The organism is Vibrio tasmaniensis, assembly GCF_024347635.1.
In the GTDB taxonomy this organism is placed as follows: domain Bacteria; phylum Pseudomonadota; class Gammaproteobacteria; order Enterobacterales; family Vibrionaceae; genus Vibrio; species Vibrio tasmaniensis.
In genome coordinates, this window is sequence record NZ_AP025510.1 from 3122471 (window position 1) to 3145297 (window position 22827).

Annotated in this window: 17 protein-coding genes and 1 pseudogene; 6 read left to right on the forward strand and 12 right to left on the reverse strand. The window is 43.3% G+C overall.

The window, feature by feature from the left end; translation table 11 throughout:
• Window positions 1-28: 28 nt before the first annotated feature.
• The 8 genes from OCV44_RS13915 to ftnA all read right to left on the reverse strand — a co-directional run bounded on the left by OCV44_RS13915 (window position 29) and on the right by ftnA (window position 8935).
• Window positions 29-367: a hypothetical protein gene (locus tag OCV44_RS13915; protein ID WP_139684803.1), complete on the reverse strand. Its 339-nt coding sequence runs from the start codon at window positions 365-367 to the stop codon at window positions 29-31.
• Window positions 368-458: 91 nt separating this feature from the next.
• Window positions 459-2033 (reverse strand): TnsD family Tn7-like transposition protein, encoded by a 1575-nt coding sequence (locus OCV44_RS13920; protein ID WP_139684804.1) that lies wholly within the window; start codon window positions 2031-2033, stop codon window positions 459-461.
• Window positions 2034-2065: 32 nt separating this feature from the next.
• Entirely contained in the window at window positions 2066-3490 is a 1425-nt protein-coding gene (locus OCV44_RS13925; protein WP_139684805.1) for an ATP-binding protein, read from the reverse strand.
• The gene (locus tag OCV44_RS13930) at window positions 3487-5625 is read right to left on the reverse strand and encodes a DDE-type integrase/transposase/recombinase (protein WP_139684806.1); all 2139 of its coding nucleotides are present in this window, start codon (window positions 5623-5625) and stop codon (window positions 3487-3489) included. The genes OCV44_RS13925 and OCV44_RS13930 overlap by 4 nt, the downstream gene beginning before the upstream one ends.
• A complete protein-coding gene (locus tag OCV44_RS13935) occupies window positions 5612-6439 on the reverse strand; it encodes a TnsA endonuclease N-terminal domain-containing protein (protein ID WP_139684807.1) in 828 nt (275 codons plus the stop codon). The genes OCV44_RS13930 and OCV44_RS13935 overlap by 14 nt, the downstream gene beginning before the upstream one ends.
• A 132-nt stretch (window positions 6440-6571) precedes the next feature.
• Window positions 6572-7765 (reverse strand): BaiN/RdsA family NAD(P)/FAD-dependent oxidoreductase, encoded by a 1194-nt coding sequence (locus OCV44_RS13940; RefSeq protein ID WP_139684808.1) that lies wholly within the window; start codon window positions 7763-7765, stop codon window positions 6572-6574.
• Window positions 7766-8015: 250 nt separating this feature from the next.
• Window positions 8016-8339 carry a universal stress protein UspB gene (uspB, locus tag OCV44_RS13945; RefSeq protein ID WP_009848060.1) on the reverse strand — a complete coding sequence of 108 codons (324 nt, stop codon included), beginning with the start codon at window positions 8337-8339 and terminating at the stop codon, window positions 8016-8018.
• A 68-nt stretch (window positions 8340-8407) separates the two neighbouring features.
• The gene (ftnA, locus tag OCV44_RS13950; protein ID WP_004735556.1) at window positions 8408-8935 is read right to left on the reverse strand and encodes a non-heme ferritin; all 528 of its coding nucleotides are present in this window, start codon (window positions 8933-8935) and stop codon (window positions 8408-8410) included.
• Between the two features lie 189 nt (window positions 8936-9124).
• Between ftnA and uspA the strand changes: the two genes are divergently transcribed.
• Both uspA and OCV44_RS13960 read left to right on the forward strand, forming a co-directional pair.
• The gene (gene uspA / locus OCV44_RS13955; protein WP_009848061.1) at window positions 9125-9559 is read left to right on the forward strand and encodes a universal stress protein UspA; all 435 of its coding nucleotides are present in this window, start codon (window positions 9125-9127) and stop codon (window positions 9557-9559) included.
• A gap of 52 nt (window positions 9560-9611) precedes the next feature.
• Entirely contained in the window at window positions 9612-10490 is an 879-nt protein-coding gene (locus tag OCV44_RS13960; RefSeq protein ID WP_086050313.1) for a carboxylate/amino acid/amine transporter, read from the forward strand.
• Between the two features lie 148 nt (window positions 10491-10638).
• On the opposite strand, the gene OCV44_RS13965 is transcribed toward OCV44_RS13960, so the two are convergent.
• The 3 genes and pseudogenes from OCV44_RS13965 to OCV44_RS13975 form a co-directional block, all read right to left on the reverse strand.
• On the reverse strand, window positions 10639-11229 hold the full coding sequence (locus OCV44_RS13965) for a hypothetical protein (protein WP_139684809.1): 591 nt from the start codon (window positions 11227-11229) through the stop codon (window positions 10639-10641).
• Between the two features lie 181 nt (window positions 11230-11410).
• Window positions 11411-12190, reverse strand: a complete 780-nt coding sequence (locus OCV44_RS13970) for a class I SAM-dependent methyltransferase (RefSeq protein WP_139684810.1) — start codon at window positions 12188-12190, stop codon at window positions 11411-11413.
• Between the two features lie 121 nt (window positions 12191-12311).
• A pseudogene (locus OCV44_RS13975) lies at window positions 12312-15420 on the reverse strand (EAL domain-containing protein).
• 126 nt (window positions 15421-15546) lie between these two features.
• Here OCV44_RS13975 and asnC point away from each other — a divergent pair.
• Window positions 15547-16011: a transcriptional regulator AsnC gene (gene asnC, locus OCV44_RS13980; protein WP_009848066.1), complete on the forward strand. Its 465-nt coding sequence runs from the start codon at window positions 15547-15549 to the stop codon at window positions 16009-16011.
• Between the two features lie 150 nt (window positions 16012-16161).
• Here asnC and prlC read toward each other — a convergent pair whose 3' ends face one another.
• Entirely contained in the window at window positions 16162-18204 is a 2043-nt protein-coding gene (prlC, locus tag OCV44_RS13985; protein WP_139684811.1) for an oligopeptidase A, read from the reverse strand.
• Between the two features lie 280 nt (window positions 18205-18484).
• Here prlC and OCV44_RS13990 point away from each other — a divergent pair, with 280 nt between their 5' ends.
• The 3 genes from OCV44_RS13990 (at window position 18485) to OCV44_RS14000 (ending at window position 22767) form a co-directional block, all read left to right on the forward strand.
• The gene (locus tag OCV44_RS13990; RefSeq protein WP_139684812.1) at window positions 18485-19324 is read left to right on the forward strand and encodes a 23S rRNA (adenine(2030)-N(6))-methyltransferase RlmJ; all 840 of its coding nucleotides are present in this window, start codon (window positions 18485-18487) and stop codon (window positions 19322-19324) included.
• Window positions 19325-19512: 188 nt separating this feature from the next.
• Window positions 19513-20868 carry a glutathione-disulfide reductase gene (gene gorA / locus OCV44_RS13995; protein ID WP_009848069.1) on the forward strand — a complete coding sequence of 452 codons (1356 nt, stop codon included), beginning with the start codon at window positions 19513-19515 and terminating at the stop codon, window positions 20866-20868.
• A gap of 201 nt (window positions 20869-21069) precedes the next feature.
• The gene (locus tag OCV44_RS14000; protein WP_139684813.1) at window positions 21070-22767 is read left to right on the forward strand and encodes a hypothetical protein; all 1698 of its coding nucleotides are present in this window, start codon (window positions 21070-21072) and stop codon (window positions 22765-22767) included.
• Window positions 22768-22827: the final 60 nt, after the last annotated feature.

The window sequence follows — 22827 nt, forward strand, 5'->3', positions numbered from 1 at the left end:
CATCAAATTATCTCTAGTCAGATGACCATTAACTCTCATTCCAGTGATATTCAATATCGGCAGTCATTGCCACCCCCTCTTTCATTGCCCCCCACAAAACCGGAGCAAAGGTTTTAAGTGTAACTATATTAGAGCTCTGATAATTACTACTGTCTGGGTTTTGATCAAGCTCTAACCAGAACTCTATAGTGCATACATCTGCTCCTTGATAAAGCCATTCATCAACGTTCTCTCTGAGTGATTCTTCCGTGCCTGTTTTGATGAATACATGTCTGCCTTCACCCGATGCACAGTAGTCTATCACCATGACCTTAAAAGTTTCATTTGGCTCGAGCGATTTGCTTTCTGACAATTTATTTTTAGTCATGATCTAACTCTCATTCAGGCATGGTTCTCAATAATGTATAGCACAATACAATACTGACCTTCATGCAAGACTTCCATTCAGAATCACCGAACTACTTATTCAATGGAATTAAGCCTTCCTCTCGAAGGAAAGCACTAGTCTGAGGCAGCTTTGTAAGCTTGGAGGTCAACCAACCGTGCCCACCTAAGCATCTATCCAATTCGGTACGGGACAATTTAGAATTTGAAGAAATTATCAACTCGCGAACCTCTCCAACAAGTTCCTCATCTCGCAGATGCCAATCTACTCGGTCTACATGTTGAGTTTGAATAGCAGCAGGAAGTACACTTTCAAGCCAGTCGCGCTCATGGGTATACAACCAATAAAATGCAGCTTCAAGAGCGCGTTTAACTTCTTGTCGGAAAGCATTCGGATTTGCAGCAATAAATCGCAATATTTGACAACGATATCTACGCCGTAAAGATTCAGCCTTAAACCTTTTTCGACATTCAACTAGCCCTGCTGTCGTAGAGATAATCAGCTCTATACTACCTGTTGAAATACCATGACGTTTAGCCAATACATCACGATGAAAACCTTTTTTAGCCAACTTAACTACAGCAGCTTTAAGGCTTGGGGTGATTATCTTAGGTTTCAAGTTAACCGGAATGTTGTTCTTCAAAGCGATGCTTTTCACATAACACCTACTTTTATTAATCTCTCGACTTACTGCTGCCATTGATAATCCAGACTTCAACAAATCACAACATTGTTCCTCTTTGTTTGTTTGAACTTCCTGAACGTTCAAGATACTAGCTTCAGATTCATCTTCGGACTGACAGCGAGATAAATAGAACTCGAACAATAGATGCTTAAATGGATGTTGAGGGTACTGCGCAGAAAGCAGAGATGAAACAAAACGATAGTCTTCTGAAAACTTGGGGGAGAGATCGAAATCAGTGGGGAACAACTCTTCTGATAATTCAAATAACTCTTTGGCTATCTTTTTCCTTTTGACTCGACCACTTTGTGTTAAACCACCATTGGTATGCAGCTGTCGAAGGTAAGTATCAGACCAAACCTCACCGCTTCGTTTCTCACGCTGAATACTTTTTACTTTGTTGAATACAAACAGTGAGAACGCACTCGCTAGCTCATTACAACTAATAGGTTGTATTCCGGTATCAGGAAGTAAATGACCATTAGCATGGCTACGATCTGAGAGCTCATTGTGAACTAACCAAGTGCCATGTTTTGGGCACGCCTCGACACCTGGAACCTGATGAGTAAGGTGCCAATAAGCAACACCAAAATTGTATACATCATCTTTAGCGCATAAAGGGCAGTGCTTTACAGATAAACGTTCTTTATCACGAAATGTAGAGAGTTGGCTCGCTCTTATGATGTCATTTGAACCAGCAGTGACGTCCTCAATAACAGTACAATATTGTGGTAAATAATAAGCAAATAGAGGGCGGAGAGTTTGACGTGATAAAAGCACTTCTGGTGATTCTTCTGTGAACTGAGCAGTGGTTCGAATGTTTGATGTTAAGTAAGGATGAATGGAAGCTCTCCCATCACCTACAAGTTGTTGCAGAGCTTGTTCAAGGGTACATTCACAAATAGCCAAATAACGGCATATACGGCTAAAGAGAGACTCATCAGGTAGTGCTTTAGGCAGCTGCATGATGAACCTCCTGTTTAGATAAGACCTATTAATTAACTATAGGCGAGTTCTGAGAGTGGATCGTCAAGAACGATATTTCGAGATCTTAGGTAACGCATAGGGTCCTCTAATCCTGCAGCTTGCTGGAACAGGTTAGGGTCATCAATTCGAGCTTTTAAATCAACAGCTTCAACTAATTCAATAAGCTTAGAAGTAAACTCGGGGTGCTGTGGTTTGGTGATATCACCTGTTTTATCGACAGTTTTTACCACTGGGTTTTCTATACTCCGAGTACTACGTTTCCTACCCTTGGGTAGCGAAATGGCCACTTTGAGATTTTTCACTTCTTCAGTTTGTCTTGAAAGCCCGCATGCAACAGCATTACCTGATTCTAATGTTGCAGGCGTAATACGCTCATCATCAGCTCCAATAACTAACCGTTGTGCTTCTCGGTAAGTACGGCTCGCCATATCTATATTGCCAACCGAAAGTGTATGAAGTGCATCATTAAGCTCTTCTGTAAGCTCTGTATAAACGTTGGTCCATTGGTATTGCCAGAGTTGGTCTATAAACGCGTTCCATGAAATGCTGTTTCTTGTCAAAACAGACATAGTATGGTGATAACCGCTTTCAGCGCGGCGAGCAGCTTTGAGCTCTTTAATTAGAGACTTGTCAAACGGGGGGTTTGCGACAAAGAAAAGTGGAACACCTAACTTGTTCATTAGTCGATGTAAGAATTTTAATAGATTGTTCTCTCCACCTGTTCTTTTAAACTTTAGATTTTGCATTTCATCAATCACGAGCATACCTAGAAAACTTGATTTGATTGACCGCTCTAGCTGCCTAATTAACTCTCCAATTGTCCCTGCTGGTTTTGTTCTTTCCCTATCTAGGGTTAAGTCGAGTGTAGAGAGTATCTCCTCACAGAGATCCCTAACACTGGAATTGCTAGGGCAGTCTACTTTTATCCAGACAACTTGTTTTCTTAGTTCGAGTGGATGGCCTTTATAAGACTCATGCACAATTACTGTAGGAAAATATTCTAGGACTTGCTCCACCATTGAGGTTTTACCAACACCACTTTCGCCAATTAGAGTAAGTCCATCTCCTTTGGGTTTAAAGTACCCAGTTCTCGGCTTTATATTAGGTCGTTCATCAACCAAATAATGCAAGAATTGGGCAGTTGAAGGGCTCAATGGATTCTTGGCCGAGTAGCCCTTTTTTATAGCTCTTTCAACAGCACGGAAGCATTCTTCATAATCGGTCAGCGGCTGCCTGATTTCTTCAATACGATTTAGGTATTCATCGCGAACCAATGGATCTGGGTGTTCAGCAATTTCTTCTGAATAGTCAGGGTAATTGCTAAAGACCTCCATGACACTTTCCCAGGTTTCCTTAACTGGGAGAGCTTCTATAAGTGGATTGCCTCGATGCTCAGGAAGAATTGCATCTTTATATGAAGCAGGTTCAATTCTCATGACTCACCTTTGCTTGTTCTTCTTTTTCTACCTTTTGGCAACGGAATAACTTTGTTACCGGTAGATAAGGGAGCAGACACTTTATTCTTGGTTGAAGGTTCTGGTGTTGATGCAATCATATTTGTGGTTGCTTCTAGCTCTCCTTTTCGACGTTGACGAGTATTAACAGTTTTATCTCTAAAAGAGACTTTCTCTGCATCTTCGCTTCTGCGCTTTGCTTGTCGAGTAGCATCCTGACGGTGCTTGTGAGCATCAATTGAGGCTGTCGATATTGGCGTTACCTCTTTCTTAATATCGATCCAATCCTGAATAAAGTCTGATTCAAACATAGATTTATCACTCAACATTCGACTCCGAGGTAACAACTTACATTTAACAAATTCTCTGTTTTTATCTAAGCGAACATAAATGTAATTAGTTGTGTTCTCGTCAATACGAGCTTCTAATTTCCAACGTCCAGATGACCTTGCAACGGATGCCAAATTAAGCTCTTCGACTTCTGAACATGAATAGTACATCCTATTGAAGCATATTCCATTTAGAGTCATGCTGACTTCTGCTGAAGGTAATAATCTAGCAATAACATCATCACTATTAGCTGATTGAAGTTCATGCCTATGTTTTGCGACATGTATTTTCCAGTAATTGAGCGGCGTTGGTGATAAGTCATTCTCGATAAGTAAAGGGCTAGAATAAGCCAAACCATCAAGAATCGAACGGTTATGTTCTAGTACAGCTTTTATTATTTCAACCGTAACTTCTTTGAGTGTATAAATCGCATCTTTTCTAGGGTCTCCACTACCTCTAACAACTTGACCACCTCTAGTTGTACCCAATAGCTCATGAAGAACTTCTTTATTGATAATATCAAATCGCTTCTCTACTACCCCTTTACAGTCAGGTCTATATGGTGGAGTAAATGATAATTGAGTCATTGGCGTCAGCGCTTTTTTGGGTTGTACCCCAATCATTTCGCCATTGTCACAAACCAGCTCTTTAGGGATATGCGCGCAAGGCCATTCTGAATCCTCTATATCTATACCAAAGCCCTTACAGTAATCAGATTTAGGTAAGAAACTATTTGTTAATGCCTGACGCGCCGCTCTCCATGAAGCATGATAGAGTGACACATGCATACCAACTATCATCCGACTTGCTCTGTCTGCAACGATATATATCGTCGGGCGTCCTAAGACACTTTGAGATCTAAGTTCGGAGACAATATGTACATCAGCAACTGTTGCATCAATTTCAAAGTGAGCTCCAGGTAAATAACTTCGATCAATTATACTGCCTAGCACCCCTCTTTTATTTCTGAGGTAATCATTCTCTGAGGTTCGTAGTTTGATTATTTGTTCTTTACTAAATAGCTTTGTTCGCCAATAACTAAACTGCTTTTGGGTTGGGACTAAAGGAGGCTTACCACAAGCTACAGCTAATTTTATCTCTTTTGAATAGCTATCCTTGAGCAAGTTGTCATAAGTTTTTGCCAGCGTCAGTCCTGATTCTTTGAGGTAATATTTCTTTAACGCCTTTTTGAATTTTTTCTTGTCGCCATCACTGACAATAAACTTGTCTGCTCGATTAACAGCTATAGTTCTTGGTTGTTTTGGTGCTCCCAAGGGTTTAGTTGTTGGCTCTCTGTCTCGCCCAGAGCCACCACTTTTCGAAAAGGCAGGCAAGAGAGCCATTTTGTCCTGTCCATTTCGCCAATATAAGGTCAGTAATCTAGATAGAGATTTACGGTCGACACCCACGTCTTTAGCATATTCAGCAAGCTGAGGTACGCGTTTCTTAGTCGCATAATCAAAAACAAAGGATCGATCGAATACAATACCTTTGATGTAACCATAATTTTTATCTCGGCGACCAATATGTGCATCTGAAATATTGCCTTCATCAACCAAAAGATACGTTGGCAACTCATAATGTGCTTTTTTGGCTTTACGGCTAGAAACGAGTTCAATAAAGCTTTCTAGTGAAACTGCTATAGGCCTTACCGTTGTTGAAGTATCAGTAAGCGAATATAAAATGACAGACTCAACATCTTGCATGATATCCAGCAAACGATAGAGCCCATCTTCAAGCAGATCCGAATCATTCACACTCCAAACGCTATTTCTAGTAAGCTCCATATAGAATGCCTCCTTGGTGTTCGGCTACATACTTCACATCAATAAGCCCAGATTCAGAGATGTTAGTCGATAGATCTACATCAATAAATTTATCAGCTATGAGGAAACGAATTAACAATAGAGCATCATCATCAGATGTAATATTCATTGATATTAGCTGATTACATAGATCCTCAATAAAGTGTTGCCCAATAGCCAGAACAGAGAGAGCACAATCAACCTGATCACTAGAAAAAACTTTCGGGTTCTCACGAAAAGGGGATGTTGCCCAATGAAGGTTACTACTTTGAACTCTCGTTAATTCATTTCCCGTAAAGTAGCTAAACTTAACTCCAAGCAATTCCCAACAGACTCGCTCGATATCTATTTTTTCAAGTACGCGTAGATCACCCGAGTCATCTTCGGGTTTTACAGAAATTGCATGATATGTAGTGCCTTGAGGGGAGTCTATCGTGAGCAACTGATCCGTTGTCATGATAATAGGCTCTTTAGATTGAGGGTGTTTAGGGTGCTCTACACCAAGTGTTTTAGCTATTTTTTGCGTGTAATTTAAAGGAAGAAGTGGAAATTGCTCTCTAATATCAACCACACTATTTGAAAACTCAGCAAGGTAGAAATGCTCACTTTCAATTGAAGACATCATATGGTGATCTCGTTGAGACTTTCTACCATAGATCAGTGAACGTGTACCTTTGGATTTTACATCCTGAATCCTAAGCCAAGGTTTGTAATTAAAGCCTTGCCCAATCCCGTATTTATTCTTTAATGCTCGTTCAAAATCTTTAAACGATTCTAGCTTTCGTCCACGTCCCATGCTAAATCCAACAAAGTTTGCCTATATGAATCATAGTAAGCAGGGCCACTACGGGCAAACTTTATTGTCTAAAAATGTTCTTACGGGCGAGCTTTAGTGCTTACGGGCGAACTTTATTGTCTCTACACACGCTTAAACCCACTGGCCTGCTGCAAAGCCAGAACTCCAGCACCATTGGAAGTTATAGCCTCCTAACCAGCCTGTTACGTCCATCACTTCACCGATGAAGTAGAGGCCAGACACGCTCTTACACTCCATGGTTTTTGAAGATAGGTGGTTAGTATCGACGCCGCCTAAAGTCACTTCGGCAGTTCGGTAGCCTTCGGTTCCGTTTGGCGCAATTTTCCAGTTCTCTAGATGTTCTACAATTTCATTTAGCTGCTTTTCGTTGAACTGTTTGAGCGGCTTGTCTTCCAGTTCTTTACGATCAATCAGCACCTCTACGAAACGCTTTGGTAGTGCTTTAGCTAAGGTATTTTTCAGGCTCTGATTTGGGTGCTTCTCGCGAGAGTTAGCCAGTAACTCCGCCACATCCACTTCTGGTACTAGATTAATCGAAACCGACTGACCCGCTTTCCAGAATGAAGAAATTTGCAGTACCGAAGGGCCAGATAAGCCGCGGTGAGTAAACAGCAACGCTTCTTTGAATAAGGTACCGTCTTGCGCTGTGATCTCCGCAGGAATCGCGATTCCTGAAAGCTCAGCGAAAGCTTCTTTGTCTTCTTTATGCAGAGTAAATGGCACTAGACCCGCAGTAGTCGGCATCACAGACAAACCAAACTGCTCAGCAATCTTATAGCCAAATGGGGTTGCGCCTAGTTTAGGCATCGACAAACCACCCGTTGCTACAACAAGTGAGTCACACTCAACCTCGTCGGTATTAAGGTGCATCTTAAAGCCAGCGTCTGTTTTTTCGATTGAGTGAACATCACAACGGTAGCGCTGTTCAACTTTCGCCTGCTGACACTCTTCAAGCAACATACTCACAATGTCTTTTGCCGTATGGTCATTGACACAGAACAGTTGGCCATGATCGCGCTCTTCGAACTCAATGCCGTACTTGCTCACCATCGAGATAAAATCCCAGTTGGTGTATTGAGATAAAGCAGACTTCACGAAGTGAGGGTTGTTACATAGGAAGTTGTTGGCTGAAACATCATAGTTAGTGAAATTACAACGGCCGCCACCTGAGATTAAAATTTTTCTGCCTGGTTTCTTTGCATGATCAACCACCAGCACTCGTCGGCCGCGTTTTCCCGCTTCCGCAGCACACATTAAGCCCGCGGCGCCCGCACCAATTACGATTACATCAAACTTTTCACTCATTGGGGTTCTGCTTTCTTCACTTTTGCACCCCGAGTACGCCCTGTTCTCGACATGCCATCAATAAAAAAGGATGTGCATAAACAGCACATCCTTACTAATTGCTCGCTATTTTAGCGGCAATTTTAAACTTTGCAATTGATGTTCAATTGTACAATTTGCAGACAGCAGCAAACCACTACTTAGCTCAGCGAATCAACAACCGAAGCTTTACACCAAAAACCTAAGCTCTACTTCACACGTACTAAATAACTTAGACGATGAAAGAAGACAGCAACGTTACACCTAGCAGAGCAGAAGAAAGTATGAATAACTGTCTTACACGATCGCACTTCGACGTAAAAACTTCGTCGTGATGATGGTGATACTCTTTGCTTTTGATGTAACTAAACAGTCGAACCTGCTTGGTCATATTGCCATGAGTTGTGAAGAAACCGCCTCCGTCTACTTGTTGATATAGCAGAGGATGCGCTTCTCGCATAATATAAATGAGTGTTCTTAGCGCAGTAAAATAACGCGCCCAGTTCACGCAAGTCACAACCATTAGTGCAAATAGAATAGTGTCGCCGCTGATCATCCTTTCCTCCCTACATCTTCATAAGAAAACTCAAAAGAAAAAGATAATCAGTGTCTTTCTCGTACTACCTAAACGGCAGGAGCTTCCATAATTGAAGATGAACCATCTTTTGCCAATTGCGCTAGGTCTTTATCAATAAAGAACAGTGCTTTACCGTCTTCACCAACAAGCTCTAGCTTATCCAATACACCTTTAAACAACTTCTCTTCTTCGTGTTGCTCTGCAACGTACCATTGCAGGAAGTTAAAGGTAGAGTAATCTTGTGTGCTGAAAGCAACGTGAGCCAGTTTGTTGATCTTTTGAGTAATCATTTGTTCATGTTCGTAAGTTTCACGGAACACAGCCCCAAGGCTATCAAATTCATGTTTTGGCGCTTCAATCGCACCTAAAATTGGCATTGCACCTGTCTCACTTACGTAAGTAAAAAGACGCTGCATGTGTTCCATTTCTTCTACTGCATGAACACGCAGAAACTCTGCTGCACCTTCAAATCCTTTGTCTTCACACCAAGCACTCATTTGTAAGTATAGGTTGGATGAGAAAAATTCTAGATTAATTTGATCGTTCAGTTGCTCTACCATAGTTTTTGATAGCATTTAAGACTCCTAATTACATCTTCAGTTTTCTCTACTATATCACTATTTTATGAATATCTCGCAGGCCATTAGTTAACCAATATTTCGAGCAAACATTACGCAAGACAATGGATATGAGATCACTTCAGCAAAAAAAGGCATTGCATAGTGCTAATCTTTAGTTAGGCAATGAATAGAAGAGGTAGCGATATGAGTTACAAACATATTTTGGTCGCAGTCGATTTATCAGATGACAGCAAATTACTTGTGGATAAAGCGGTAGCATTGGCTAAACCATTGGAAGCCAAAGTCTCTTTTATCCATATCGATATTAATTATGCAGAGCTCTATACTGGCCTAATTGATATCAACATGGCAGAAACCCAGCACAACGCGATGGAAGCATCTCGAGTTCAGCTGCAAAATTTCGCAGAACACGCTCAATACCCTATTACCCACACCTTAGTGGGCAGCGGCGACCTGAGCCATGAACTGTGTGACACCATCAATGAATTCAATGTTGATTTAGTGGTTTGTGGTCACCACCAAGATTTTTGGAGCAAGCTGCTCTCTTCAACACGACAACTGATCAATGCCTCGCCGGTTGATATGCTGGTCGTGCCTCTAAGAGATTCAGAAGACTAATGAATTAAGGTTAGGTAACATACAGCTCATATCTTATTAACGAAGTTTTTATATGAGCTATTTAGCTAGTGTTACCCTCTTATGGGCCTTCTCTTTTAGCCTGATCGGCGTGTACCTTGCTGGTCAGGTTGATTCTTGGTTTTCTGTATTAATGCGTGTTGCCCTTGCTGGCATTGTATTTCTTCCTTTCCTGAAGTTTCGAGGTATCTCGCGCAAGCTGATCGCTAAGTTGATGGCTATTGGTGGTATCCAGCTTGGGCTGATGTACTGCTTCTATTACCAGTCTTTCTTGCTGCTATCCGTTCCTGAAGTCCTTCTGTTTACCGTTTTTACCCCAATTTACGTCACGCTTATTTATGACTTCCTCAAAGGACAATTCTCTCCGTGGTATTTAGTGACAGCGGCGATTGCTGTATTGGGCGCTGTATTCATTAAATTCGCGGGTATCAACGAAAACTTTTTAGTCGGTTTCCTCGTAGTCCAAGGTGCAAACCTGTGCTTTGCTATCGGCCAAGTTGCTTACAAAGTAGTGATGGAGAAGGAATCGACAGAGTTACCTCAGCGCACAGTATTTGGTTACTTCTATTTGGGTGCGTTATGCGTCGCTTCGGTTGCTTTCATACTCTTAGGTAACCCTGAGAAGCTGCCAACAACCACGCTTCAATGGGGCATCCTGATTTACCTTGGCTTGATTGCTTCAGGGCTAGGTTACTTTATGTGGAATAAAGGTGCATGCATGGTGAATGCTGGTGCACTGGCTGTAATGAACAACGCCTTAGTTCCAGCTGGCCTTGTGGTGAACATCCTGATTTGGAACAGAGACGTCGATTTGGTTCGATTGGCCATTGGCGGCGCGGTTATCTTGTTCTCTCTGTTCGTCAATGAGACATGGGTCAAAAAGCGTGTTGCGAGATCCACAAGCAACGCCTAACCGCTTTCACTGAGCTAAGTGAACTAAACTAAGCTAAGTGAACAGAGCTAAATGAATTGGCTCGGATAACCCCAAAAAGCAAAAGAGCGACCTAATAAGGTCGCTCTTTTTTAATCATCGTTGTAGCAATAAGCTATTTGTATCTGTTTCAGTGAATGTGACTATGGCTCACTACCTGAGTCTTGGTTTCAGTGAAAGCTACGTCATCAAGTTGTAGGTTGATACGTTCAAGGTCGCTTTCCAGTTTTTGACTTTTCTTAAACAGCTTTTGCTGCTTCTTAATCATCTTCGCGAGCTTTTTGTTGTACTTCTCTTGTTTTTTGGCCGCTTTCTTCGCTCGCTTGAGATCGGCTTTTTCATCACCACTCGCATTAGCGATTCGTTTTTTCAGTTTGGCTTTTTTCTGTGATGCTTTTTTATCTATGACATCAGCGGCAATATCAGCAACGGCCGGATCGAACATTTGAACAACAGGTTCAAGAGTCTCGTTGATTTCAGCAAGTGATAGCTCGGGTGCAGGTAAGGTTTCCGCTAACAGGCCGCATGCGGCTTTTTCTTCAACGGGTTTGTTTTGACAACCAAGAGGTGGAATTGCTGTTGGTTTGCATAGGTTCGCTTGATCCGCTGAAGAACGCGCACAAGAACGACACACAAACTTAGGTTCAGTAACCAAGCTGTGGATCTCTCCTAGGTGTTCAGTGATATCTCGACGGTTTAACTTACAAAAGCGTTTAGCCATGCTACAACTCCAGCTAAGAATAATAATGATTCTTAGTTAGATATACATCCGTAACGCGACTATCGCAAGTGTTAAATGGTGATTTATCGTATTTATGACGGGAAATTTTCTTAGCGCGCCTCTAAGTTATTGATGCTTTCATTGAGTAATTGATGCTTTAACTGAGCAATTGATGTCTTAACTAGGTCATTGATGCTTTCACATACACATCAAAACGATTTTTTTTAGTTTCGATTGCCATGCTCGGTTTTTGCTCGTCTAACCATGCTGCGTAATCCGGTCTTTTGACCACAACGCGCTTCGTTGCCAGCTTCATCGCAGGCTCAAATAAACCATCGGCATCCAGATCGGCGCCAACCAAAGATTGGAATACACGCATCTCTTTCTTAACCAAAGCCGACTTTTTCTTGTTCTCTGGGTGTGGGTACATTGGATCGAGGTACACCACATCAGGCTGTTCGAAGTGAGGGTCGTTGCTGAGTTTATCCAGCGCGTCGTGACTTGAAGCGTGAATCAACTTCATACGTTCGCTAACCCAACCGCCGATGTCAGGGTCTTTTTGTGCTCTCTGCAGGCCGTCATCCAATAATGCAGCCACAACTGGATGTCGCTCGACCATCTGCACTTTACAGCCCAACGAAGCCAATACAAACGCGTCACGCCCTAAGCCTGCAGTACCATCAAGAATAGTTGGCGTTGCGCCTTTGTTTAAACCCGCTGCTTTGGCAATTGCCTGACCTTTACCGCCACCAAACTTACGTCTATGGCCAACCGCTCCGCCGACTAAATCAACAAAAATAGCGCCAAGCTTAGGTTCATCGACTTTACGTAGCTCAAGTCGCTCGCAAGTCAGTACCAAAGCAAAATCGCTGCTTTCATCATGAGATAAATTCCAACGGGTCGCTAAGTCATTTAAATGATCGATTTGGGTAGCATCTTCGCAAATCAGTTGTAGTTGCAAGGTCGTCTCCAACAGACAGTAGTATTCAAAACAAAAGAGGCAACCAGTTTACCTGATTGCCTCAACAATACATATTAACGGTGAAAAGTATTCACAGCTAAAGTCGGCTTACCTAAACCGATTATTCGATCTCTCTTTCTTGCCTTAACTCTTCAACAAGCTCGCCCAATGGCTTCGGTCGGCCAATAACATAGCCCTGAGCATAGTTAACACCGAGTTCAATCAACTTATCGAGAACCTGAGTATTTTCAACAAACTCAGCTACCGTGTGCTTGCCCATCTGCTTCGCTAAATCATTGATCGAACGAACCATCACATAGTCCATCTCGTTAACATCAATATCACGCACAAACAGGCCATCAATTTTCACAATATCAACGGGTAATGCCTTCAAATATCCGAATGACGATAGGCCTGAACCAAAATCATCCAGAGCAATCAAACAGCCGAGCTCTTTAATTCGAGTAAAGAACTTGATTGCCTGCTTCATATTACTCATGGCGGCCGTTTCAGTGATCTCTAAACAAATCTTATGGCAAGGCACTGATGAGTTCGCCAAACTTTCAATCAAGAATTCAACAAACTCTCGGTTACCCATCGAGTGACCAGAAAGGTTTATCGAACACATCCCCAAATCATCAACGAGATGCGGGCGTTGCTCCAACCAACTCAACGTTTGACTGACGACTTGGCGATCAATCAAATGCGCGATGTTATAGCGCTCAGACGCTGGCATGAAGATCCCCGGTGAAATGTACTCACCTTGGACGTTCTTGATGCGCACCAGTATCTCAAAGTGCATTTTGTTGCTATTTTCCTCTAGGCCAAGAATACGTTGAGCAAACAGCTCTAAACGATCATTAGCTAAGGCTTCATGTACCAAGTTAACGCATTCCATTTCTAAATGGCGGCGGCGAAGATCTTCATCATCTAGATGATAAAGGTGATAACGATTACGACCTTCCTCTTTAGCGGCATGGCAAGCGGCATCTGCCTGTGCATGCACCATTTGTGATGAAGCGGCAGTATGATCAATCAATCGAATTCCGATAGAACAGGTAAGATTGAGATGAATATCACCCCATAAGAATGGATTCTCACTCATCATAGATATAATACTGTGACAGACATTAACAGCATCTCGCTCAGTACAGTCTTTGATTAATACCGCAAACTCATCTCCCCCCATTCGAGCTAAAACAGCATTATAAGGAAGCACATCTTCTATCAGATTAGCGCTAAATAAGATCGCGGCATCACCCGCTTCATGCCCTGCTGTATCGTTCAGTACCTTCAATTGGTCCAAATCTAAGAACAACATCGCATGAGTTCTCATATGACTTTCGACCTCTTTCAGCGCCTTTTGTAGCTCTTGCTCAAAGTGGTTGCGGTTGAAAGTGTCAGTAAGCAGGTCATAACGCGCTTGGTACTCTAACTTTTCAGAAAGTTCGCGTGTTTCAGTAATATCCTCTCCAACAATCAACAGCTGACCCGAGTCGACCAGTGGACGAATATTTTCACGAATCCAGATCGTTCTACCATCCACATGACGATACTCGATATCACGACGCCACACGCCGCGTATTTTATGCTGTGGTTGCAACAAAATATGACGTGGAATCATCGCATTTTCATCCACATAGAACTCTCTAGGGCGATGTCCCAAAAGCTGATCAAGTGGATAGCCTAGTAACTCTTCAGCAAACTGGTTCACTTGCTGAATACGATTATTGACATCCAGTGTAATCATCATCACCGGCTGCTTGTCGTAATACAGTTTGAGATTCGCTTCACGTTGGAACAATTTGTTCTCAGCAAGCTTTCGCGAGGTAACATCACGAGCTTCAAATAGGAACTGAATCGTGTCCTCTTCACTGCTCGGCATCGGCTTCAAAGAGATATCTAGCACCATTCCACCACGATCACGGCACCATACCTCAGCCTCAAATCGTAGGGTTGGATACTCATCCCTTTCAGCAAAGTATTCCTTCAGCACTTCGCCAGCGGCATCATCCCAATATTCTTGGAGAGGTGTTCCCAATTTATAACCTTGATTATAAAGAAGCTCATGCAGCTTACTGTTGCTCGACAGCAGGACTCCACCTTTATCAAGAATGCCCATGTACTGTAGGCTTTGATCGAATATCGACTCCAGTAACAGTTGGCTCTGTCGGCTGGCTCGCTCACTTTTCTTCAGGCGGTTGAGGTAGTAAATCAAGGTCGCGATAACACTCGACATCACTAGAAAAAGTAGAACTATTGTTCGAATTTCATCGCGATAGCGCATCAAAAATGACTTAGGTTTATTAAGGAAGGTAACAGAGGCTTCAGTCTCAGCTCCCAGATCCCAACGTGACATTTGTTGGTAGTCGAGTTTAATTTCCGATGCGCCAGGAGCGACCAAAGGCAGAGGGGCATTTGGGTTCGCAAGTACCTTCAATAAAACACGTCCCGTATCTCGACCTTGCGTTTCACCGCTTTGAATAACACCGCCTATCGCACCAAAACCCAATCCCAAATCATGCACCATATACAGTGGCATTTGGGTTTTTATATTCAATTTTCGCCAGTCTTCAACGCTACTCACGTTACCTTCAGCATCGCTGATAATAGGCCCAAAAAAGTAAACTCTGATCCAGATCGGTTCGCTGAGAAAACGCTATTAACTCTTGGTAAGAGTCAGGCACATAATGCTCTACCAAATCGGAAAAATTGGGGTGGGCCTCAATAGAACGATCGACTTGTGAGCGGATAGCATCACCCGTGACTGAGTGATCTGTAACTATGTATATCTTCTTTACACTTGCTTGAAGGCGCTTAATTAGCTCAATATTACCGACTAAATCAATATCTTCAGTAATACCCGTCGCGTTCAATCCTTCAATCATTTCAGGGGAAAAATTGTTGATGCCACCAAAGATGACTGGCGTATCTTTGAGATCGGGCGCAAGACGCTTCATTAAATTAAGGGCGTTATTGTCACTCACCACAACCGCTGCAAATTCTTCATGCATCAACTTGGTGTGATAAAGCTGATAAACGCGCTCTAAATATTCTGGGTTTTGAGTACGTTTACTATCTAAATAAACAACTCGATACGATAACCCATCGCGATCTAGCTCTTCTGATAATCCTTTGTGGAAATCATCAGTCCAGAAAAAACCTTGATGATAAGAATGAATAACCAACACATCTTTTGTTTGAGCTGAAACGAAAACACTCCAACACATAACAATCAAAAACAACGAAAATCGCACTGAATTCACCCTAACACTATAGTTGCTGCTAATATTATCACCCTTGGCTATGATGTGTACTAAAGCCGGTATGTTTTTTATTCACCTTAAGGATTATGCATGTCCACAACTACAGCTCGTCTGGATGATCTAGACCGTGCCATTCTCAAAACCTTGATGGAAGATGCGCGCACACCTTATGCTGAAATGGCAAAGAAATTTGATGTCAGCCCCGCGACGATTCACGTTCGTATCGAAAAAATGAGATCGGCAGACATCATTGAGCGAACCGAGGTTGTGGTAAACACCAAGAAGCTTGGTTACGACGTGTGTTGTTTTATTGGTATCAACCTCAATGCAGCCCGCGACTACCATTCAGCCATTGCAAAACTGAACGCCTTAGACGAAGTTGTTGAGGCTTACTACACCACTGGCGCCTACAACATCTTCGTTAAGTTGATGTGTAAATCGATAGAAGAGTTACAGTTCGTGCTAATTGATAAATTGCAGGCGATCGACGAGGTTCAATCAACTGAGACTTTGATTTCACTGCAAAACCCTATCAACCGCAACGTGAACCCATAATCTATAGACACTAGAATTATGTTTAGGTGACCAAAAAAGAAAAGGCTGAACACAATGTTCAGCCTTTAATTTATCTAGTTTATGTCGTCTCGAATCTAAGCTCTGTTACCTAATATAAGCGATGCAGCTAGCAATAAGGTAATCACAAACCTAAGCTTGAATGCCCGCATGACGAAGCATCGCATCGATTTGAGGCTCACGACCACGGAAGCGTTTGAACAGCTCCATAGGCTCTTCACTGCCACCCATCTCAAGGATGTTGTTCAGGAAGCGATTGCCCGTTTCAGTGTTGAAGATACCCTCTTCTTCAAATGCTGAGAACGCATCTGCAGACAATACTTCTGCCCACAGGTAGCTGTAGTAACCTGCGCTGTAGCCACCAGCAAAGATGTGACCAAAGCTGTGTGAGAAGCGGTTCCAGTCAAGGCTTGGCAATACAGAAACCTTAGACTTCACGTCGGCTAGCGTTTCTAGTACGCGAGCACCCACTTCTGGGTCGTATTCTGTGTGCAACGTAAAGTCGAACAAACCAAGCTCTAACTGGCGTAGGATAAACATTGCAGACTGGAAGTTCTTCGCCGCTAGCATCTTCTCTAGCATCTCTTTTGGTAGCGCTTCACCCGTTTCGAAGTGACCAGAGATAAACGACAATGCCTCTTCTTCCCAACACCAGTTTTCTAGGAACTGACTTGGTAGCTCAACCGCATCCCAAGGCACACCGTTGATACCCGCGACTGCGCCCGCTTCAACTTGCGTTAACATGTGGTGGATACCGTGGCCAAATTCGTGGAACAAAGTGACCACTTCATCGTGAGTAAACAGTGCTGGTTTATCACCAACAGGCTTGTTGAAGTTACACGTTAGGTAAGCAACCGGCGTCTGTAGTTCGCCTGATTGAGTAATACGACGACCACGACAGTCATCCATCCAAGCGCCGCCACGTTTGTGTTCACGTGCGTATAGGTCTAGGTAGAAGCTACCGCGCAATGTTCCTGTTGCATCAAAGATGTCGAAGAAGCGCACTGAATCATGCCATGTATCCACGCCTTCACGCTCAGTCACAGACATACCAAACACACGGTTTAGTACTTCGAACAGACCAGAAACTGCGTTCGACTCAGGGAAGTATGGACGAAGCTCTTCATCAGAGATCTCGAACAGGTTCTGTTTTTGTTTCTCGCTGTAGTAAGCGATGTCCCACAGATTTAGCTCAGAGACACCAAACTCTTTCTCTGCAAACTGACGTAGCTCTTCTACTTCGCGCTCACCTTGTGGTTTGGCTTTTACTGCTAGGTCGTTAAGGAAACCAAGTACTTGGTCTGGCGTTTCTGCCATCTTAGTCGACAGAGATTTCTCGCTGTAAGTGCTAAAGCCAAGCATGCGTGCGATCTCGTGACGCAGCTTAAGCTGTTCAGTGATGATCTCAGTGTTGTCCCATTTACCGGCATTTGGACCACGATCCGAAGCGCGTGTTACGTAAGCTTCGTACAACTCTTTACGTAGCGCTTGGTTATCACAGTAGGTCATCACTGGTAGGTATGAAGGAATATCCAGAGTCAGTAGGTAACCTTCCTGCTCTTTAGCTTCCGCCGCCGCTTGTGCTGCTGCCAATGCCGATTCAGGCATACCGGCCAGTTCAGTCACGTCTGTTACCTGCTTGCTCCAACCCATGGTTGCATCAAGTACGTTGTTTGAGAATTGAGAGCCCAGCTCAGATTGGCGCTTACTGATCTCGCCGTAACGGTGCTGCTCGTCTGCAGGTAAACCAATACCTGACAACTCGAAATCACGCAGTGCGTCAGTAATGGTTTTCTGTTGAGCTTGGTCTAATGCCGGGAATGCTTCACTCGCCTTGATCGCTTTATACGCTTCAAACAAACCTTTGTGTTGCCCCACCCAAGTGCCGTACTCAGAAAGCACAGGCAGACAGCTCTCATAAGCGTCACGCAGCTCATCGCTGTTCATCACAGAATTCATATGGCTTACTGGTGACCAAATACGGCCTAAACGATCATCCACTTCTTCAATCGGAGCAACAAGGTTGTCCCAGCTTGGTGAAGTATTACCTTCAAGTACTTGTTCTATCTTGTTGCGACACTCTTCAATCACTTGCTCAACCGCTGGCTTAACGTGCTCAGGTTTGATTTGTGAAAACGGAGGTAAGTCCGTGAAGGTTAATAGCGGATTAGACATATAAACATTCCTTTGGCTTTAGAGACTTTCGTCTTTTTTGTAATGAGGTCGTCTTACAGTCATCAGGCTAAGGATCGCCCTAAAAAAATCACCTGCGAATAGTTATTAAATAGTGCCCATGAAGGCAAATTTCAATAGTAGAACCAATAACTAACTGCATATTGCTAGCGACTGTTCCTGAATTGTTCGAGAATTTATGGTCCATTGAGGGTTATAATAGTCTGATTAACCCCACCTACACTAACCACACTCTAATTCGAGAGTGTTACGAGAGTTTAATTTGTTAAGTTATCGCCACAGCTTCCACGCGGGCAACCATGCCGACGTAGTAAAGCATATCGTACAGAGCCTTATTCTTAATTCTTTGAAACAAAAGGATAAGCCTTTTGTTTATCATGACACTCACTCTGGTGTAGGTCGTTACGACTTAACGCATGAATGGTCTGAAAAAACCGGCGAATACAAACAAGGTATTGCACGCGTCTGGGCACAAACAGAACTTCCTAATGACATTCAAAGCTACCTTGAGTCTATCTCAACACTCAACAATGGCGAGAAACTGCGTTTCTACCCAGGTTCACCACGTGTTGCACGCGCACACCTACGTGACCAAGACCGCATGGTATTAACCGAGCTTCACCCAGCCGATCACCCACTGCTTGAGCAAGAGTTCCACCGCGATCGTCAGGTATCTATCTATAAAGAAGATGGTTTTAAGCGCTTGAAGGGTAGCCTGCCACCAAAAGAACGTCGTGGTTTAGTACTGATCGACCCGCCTTACGAGCTTGCAAAAGAGTATCGTGATGTTGTGACTGCTATTGCTCAGAGTCATAAACGCTGGGCAACTGGTATCTACGCAATTTGGTACCCAGTGGTAAACCGCTGTGATATCGAAGACATGATTGAAGGACTTGAAGGCCTAGGCATTAACAAGATTCTACAAATCGAACTTGGCGTATCACCAGACACTAATGAGCGTGGCATGACAGCATCAGGCATGATTGTTATCAACCCGCCTTGGAAGCTAGAAAGCCAAATGAACGAAATTCTTCCATTCTTGAAGGAAGCAATTGCGCCGGCGACCGGTCACTTCAAAGTAGAGTGGATCGTACCCGAGTAATCTCGAACTTAACGTCATGCTCTGACGAATATTCAGCAGATTGTGACGTACACGAATAAATTTTAAACAGGGAGATTGAGTTCAACCGATCTGCCCTCAATATAATAATTAGACAATTTAAGAATCTATAGGACGTAGGTGTTCAGTGCGCTCACTGTACCCACAGCCTTCAATAAATGGAGAAAGTAATGGCGACTCATTTTGATTACATCTGTATCGGCGGCGGTTCAGGCGGCATCGCATCAGCTAACCGCGCAGCAATGCACGGTGCAAAAGTTGCACTTATCGAAGCTCAAGACCTTGGTGGTACTTGTGTAAACGTTGGTTGTGTTCCTAAAAAGGTTATGTGGCACGGTGCTCAAGTTGCTGAAGCGATCAACCTATATTCAAAAGACTACGGCTTCGACGTTGACGTAAAAGGCTTCAACTGGGGCAAACTGGTTGAAAACCGTCAAGCGTACATTGGTCGTATCCACCAATCTTACGATCGCGTTTTGGGTAACAACAAAATAAACGTAATCAAAGGCTTTGCTAAGTTTATTGATGAAAAAACCGTTGAAGTTAACGGTGAACACTACACTGCAGATCACATCCTGATCGCAGTAGGTGGTCGTCCAACCATTCCAAACATCCCTGGCGCAGAGCACGGTATCGACTCAAACGGTTTCTTCGACCTGATGGAGCAACCTAAACGTGTTGCTGTTATCGGCGCGGGCTACATCGCAGTAGAAATCGCAGGCGTACTAAGTGCACTTGGCACAGAAACACACCTGTTCTGTCGTAAAGAGTCACCACTTCGCAGCTTCGACCCAATGATTGTTGAAACACTGGTTGAAGTAATGGAAGCGGAAGGTCCAACACTTCACACGCACTCTGTTCCTAAAGAAGTAGTGAAAGAAGCAGATGGCACGCTGACTCTGCACCTAGAGAACGGCAACACTCAAAACGTTGACCACCTAATTTGGGCTATCGGCCGCCACCCAGCGACTGACGCTATCAACCTAGCATCAACGGGTGTTGCAACCAACGACCGTGGCTACATCAAAGTAGACGAGTTCCAAGCAACCAACGTTCCTGGTATCTACTGTGTAGGCGACATCATGGAAGGCGGTATCGAACTAACACCTGTTGCTGTTAAAGCCGGTCGTCAGCTTTCTGAGCGTCTATTCAACGGTCAAACAAACGCAAAGATGGACTACACGCTCGTTCCTACTGTTGTATTCAGCCACCCACCTATCGGCACTATTGGTCTAACGACTCAAGAAGCTGAAGAGCAATACGGCAAAGACAACATCAAGGTATACACGTCTGGTTTTACTGCAATGTACACTGCTGTCACTCAGCACCGTCAACCTTGTAAGATGAAGCTAGTGTGTGCTGGCGAAGAAGAGACAGTCGTCGGCCTACACGGCATCGGCTTCACGGTTGATGAAATGATTCAAGGCTTCGGCGTTGCAATGAAAATGGGCGCAACCAAAGCAGACTTCGACTCTGTTGTGGCTATTCACCCAACGGGCAGCGAAGAATTTGTCACTATGCGCTAAACCACTGTAAGTCAAAGAAATATTAAACAAAAGCCGACCTATGTCGGCTTTTTTTGTTTTTTACCGTATGGTTGGGATATTTATTAACCGAACAGCATTTTACATACTTAACTTGGAATCAAGATCAAACTACAATCGCGCGCTATAAAAATACACGCATAAAAAAACAATTAGCTCTAATACATGAAGGATGTACGAGTAATGAAAAAAGTGAGTATTCTCGCAGCAGCGATTGCAGTGGCTTTAACCGGTTGTGGTAGCGACAGTTCTAATTCAGGTGTCACAACACCGACTGAACCATCCACAACAACCAATAAATTTATCGATGCCGCTGTAGAAGGTATCTACTACAGCACTAGCTCTGGTTCAAAGGGCATCACAAACAGCGAGGGCGAATTTACCGCTAAGTCTAACGACACGGTGACCTTCTTCATTGGTGGTGAAAATGGCTTGAAAGTAGGGGCAGCATCAAACCGTGATGTACTGACGCCATTTGAAGCGGCGGGCAAATACGACCGAGCTCTGAATTTAGCAATTCTGCTTCAGTCTTTAGATAATCAATTTGGTAACGCTTCTGATGAAGTACTGACAATTCCAGATGCGCTGCGCGAACCTGATGCTGCGACGTTAGCGAAGATGAAAAACCTAAGTCTAGATGACCGTGATTCTGTTACAGACTTCCTGACAGCGATGGAAGTCACTTCAATTACAAGTGAATCTGAAGCATTGGCTCATATGGAGAAAGCATTCGGAGAAAAATCAGGGACTGTTCGCGGCAGCACTGATGCCAATCCATTTGTAGCGAAAAATGGGCAATTCATTCGCTCAATCATGGTGAGACAGTATGATATTAACGATCCAAACAACCGCCCTAACGACAAAACAATGTTAGTTCACGCTGACAAAATGCTTCCTAAAGCTGTGTTTGAACATACACGTGGCACGCCTTACTTCACTTATCAAGATTCAGCCAATGGTCTTATTGCTGTAAGTGACAGCGACTCTTTATTGTCAGGCTCAGACGCTGAAGAGTATATCAGCTGTGTATTGACGGGAAGTTCTTCAGGCTGCAGTCAAACAGCTCACCCAGACTTCACCCTAAACGCTCCGTTTTCTTACCTTCTGCTTGATAAAAGCAAAGAAAATACCACACCTAAACCAGAAAGTTACGATTGGGTACCTTTCATTGAAGGGAATCAACAAGTCCTCAACCACTACACGCCAAACAAACTGGAAGATGACCGAAATGAAGGCGATGCAGACCCTTCATACCAATATGAAACCCTTTCTGGCAGCTATGACCCGATTACAAAAATATACACACAAATTCGTTCAAAAACACAGCTAGACGACCCATCAGATGACTCTAGTCGAATAAAGCGTATCGAAGAAAGTTTGAATTTCTACTATCACGTAGAAACACCTAATGACGAAAGGTACGTAGACTTCACTGGGTCTTGGGATACCACTCAGATTTGCGCTGATGGACAAAATGCTGTCATGAGAATGGTATTTGATTCTGAGGGCGCTACCGTATCAGGGAAAGAGTGCAATGCAAACTCACCGGCAGATCTTGAAGACTCAGGCAAGAAGTATACCTATGAAGAGCTTGCTGCGATTGACTATTGGTGGTTTAACATTTCAGGACGTGAATCAAAAGCAACACTGACAGATCTAAACTCAGTTGTGCGCTTCTGTGATGATACTGACAATGGTTATATTCCTGGTTCAGGAGATAAATGTCCTGTTGATGCAAAAGGTAATAATCAAGAATACATCATTAAATGGGAGTATCAGCCAGCAGGTACTAACTGGGATGAAGGGTTGCTAACTCGCCGTAAAATGACTCCAGACGGATCAACAACAGGCCGTGTGAGCATCATGCAAAAAATCAACTAACCTTTGAGTTAATTTGATTACTTATTAATAAACCAGAAGCTGAGCTTCTGGTTTTTTCAT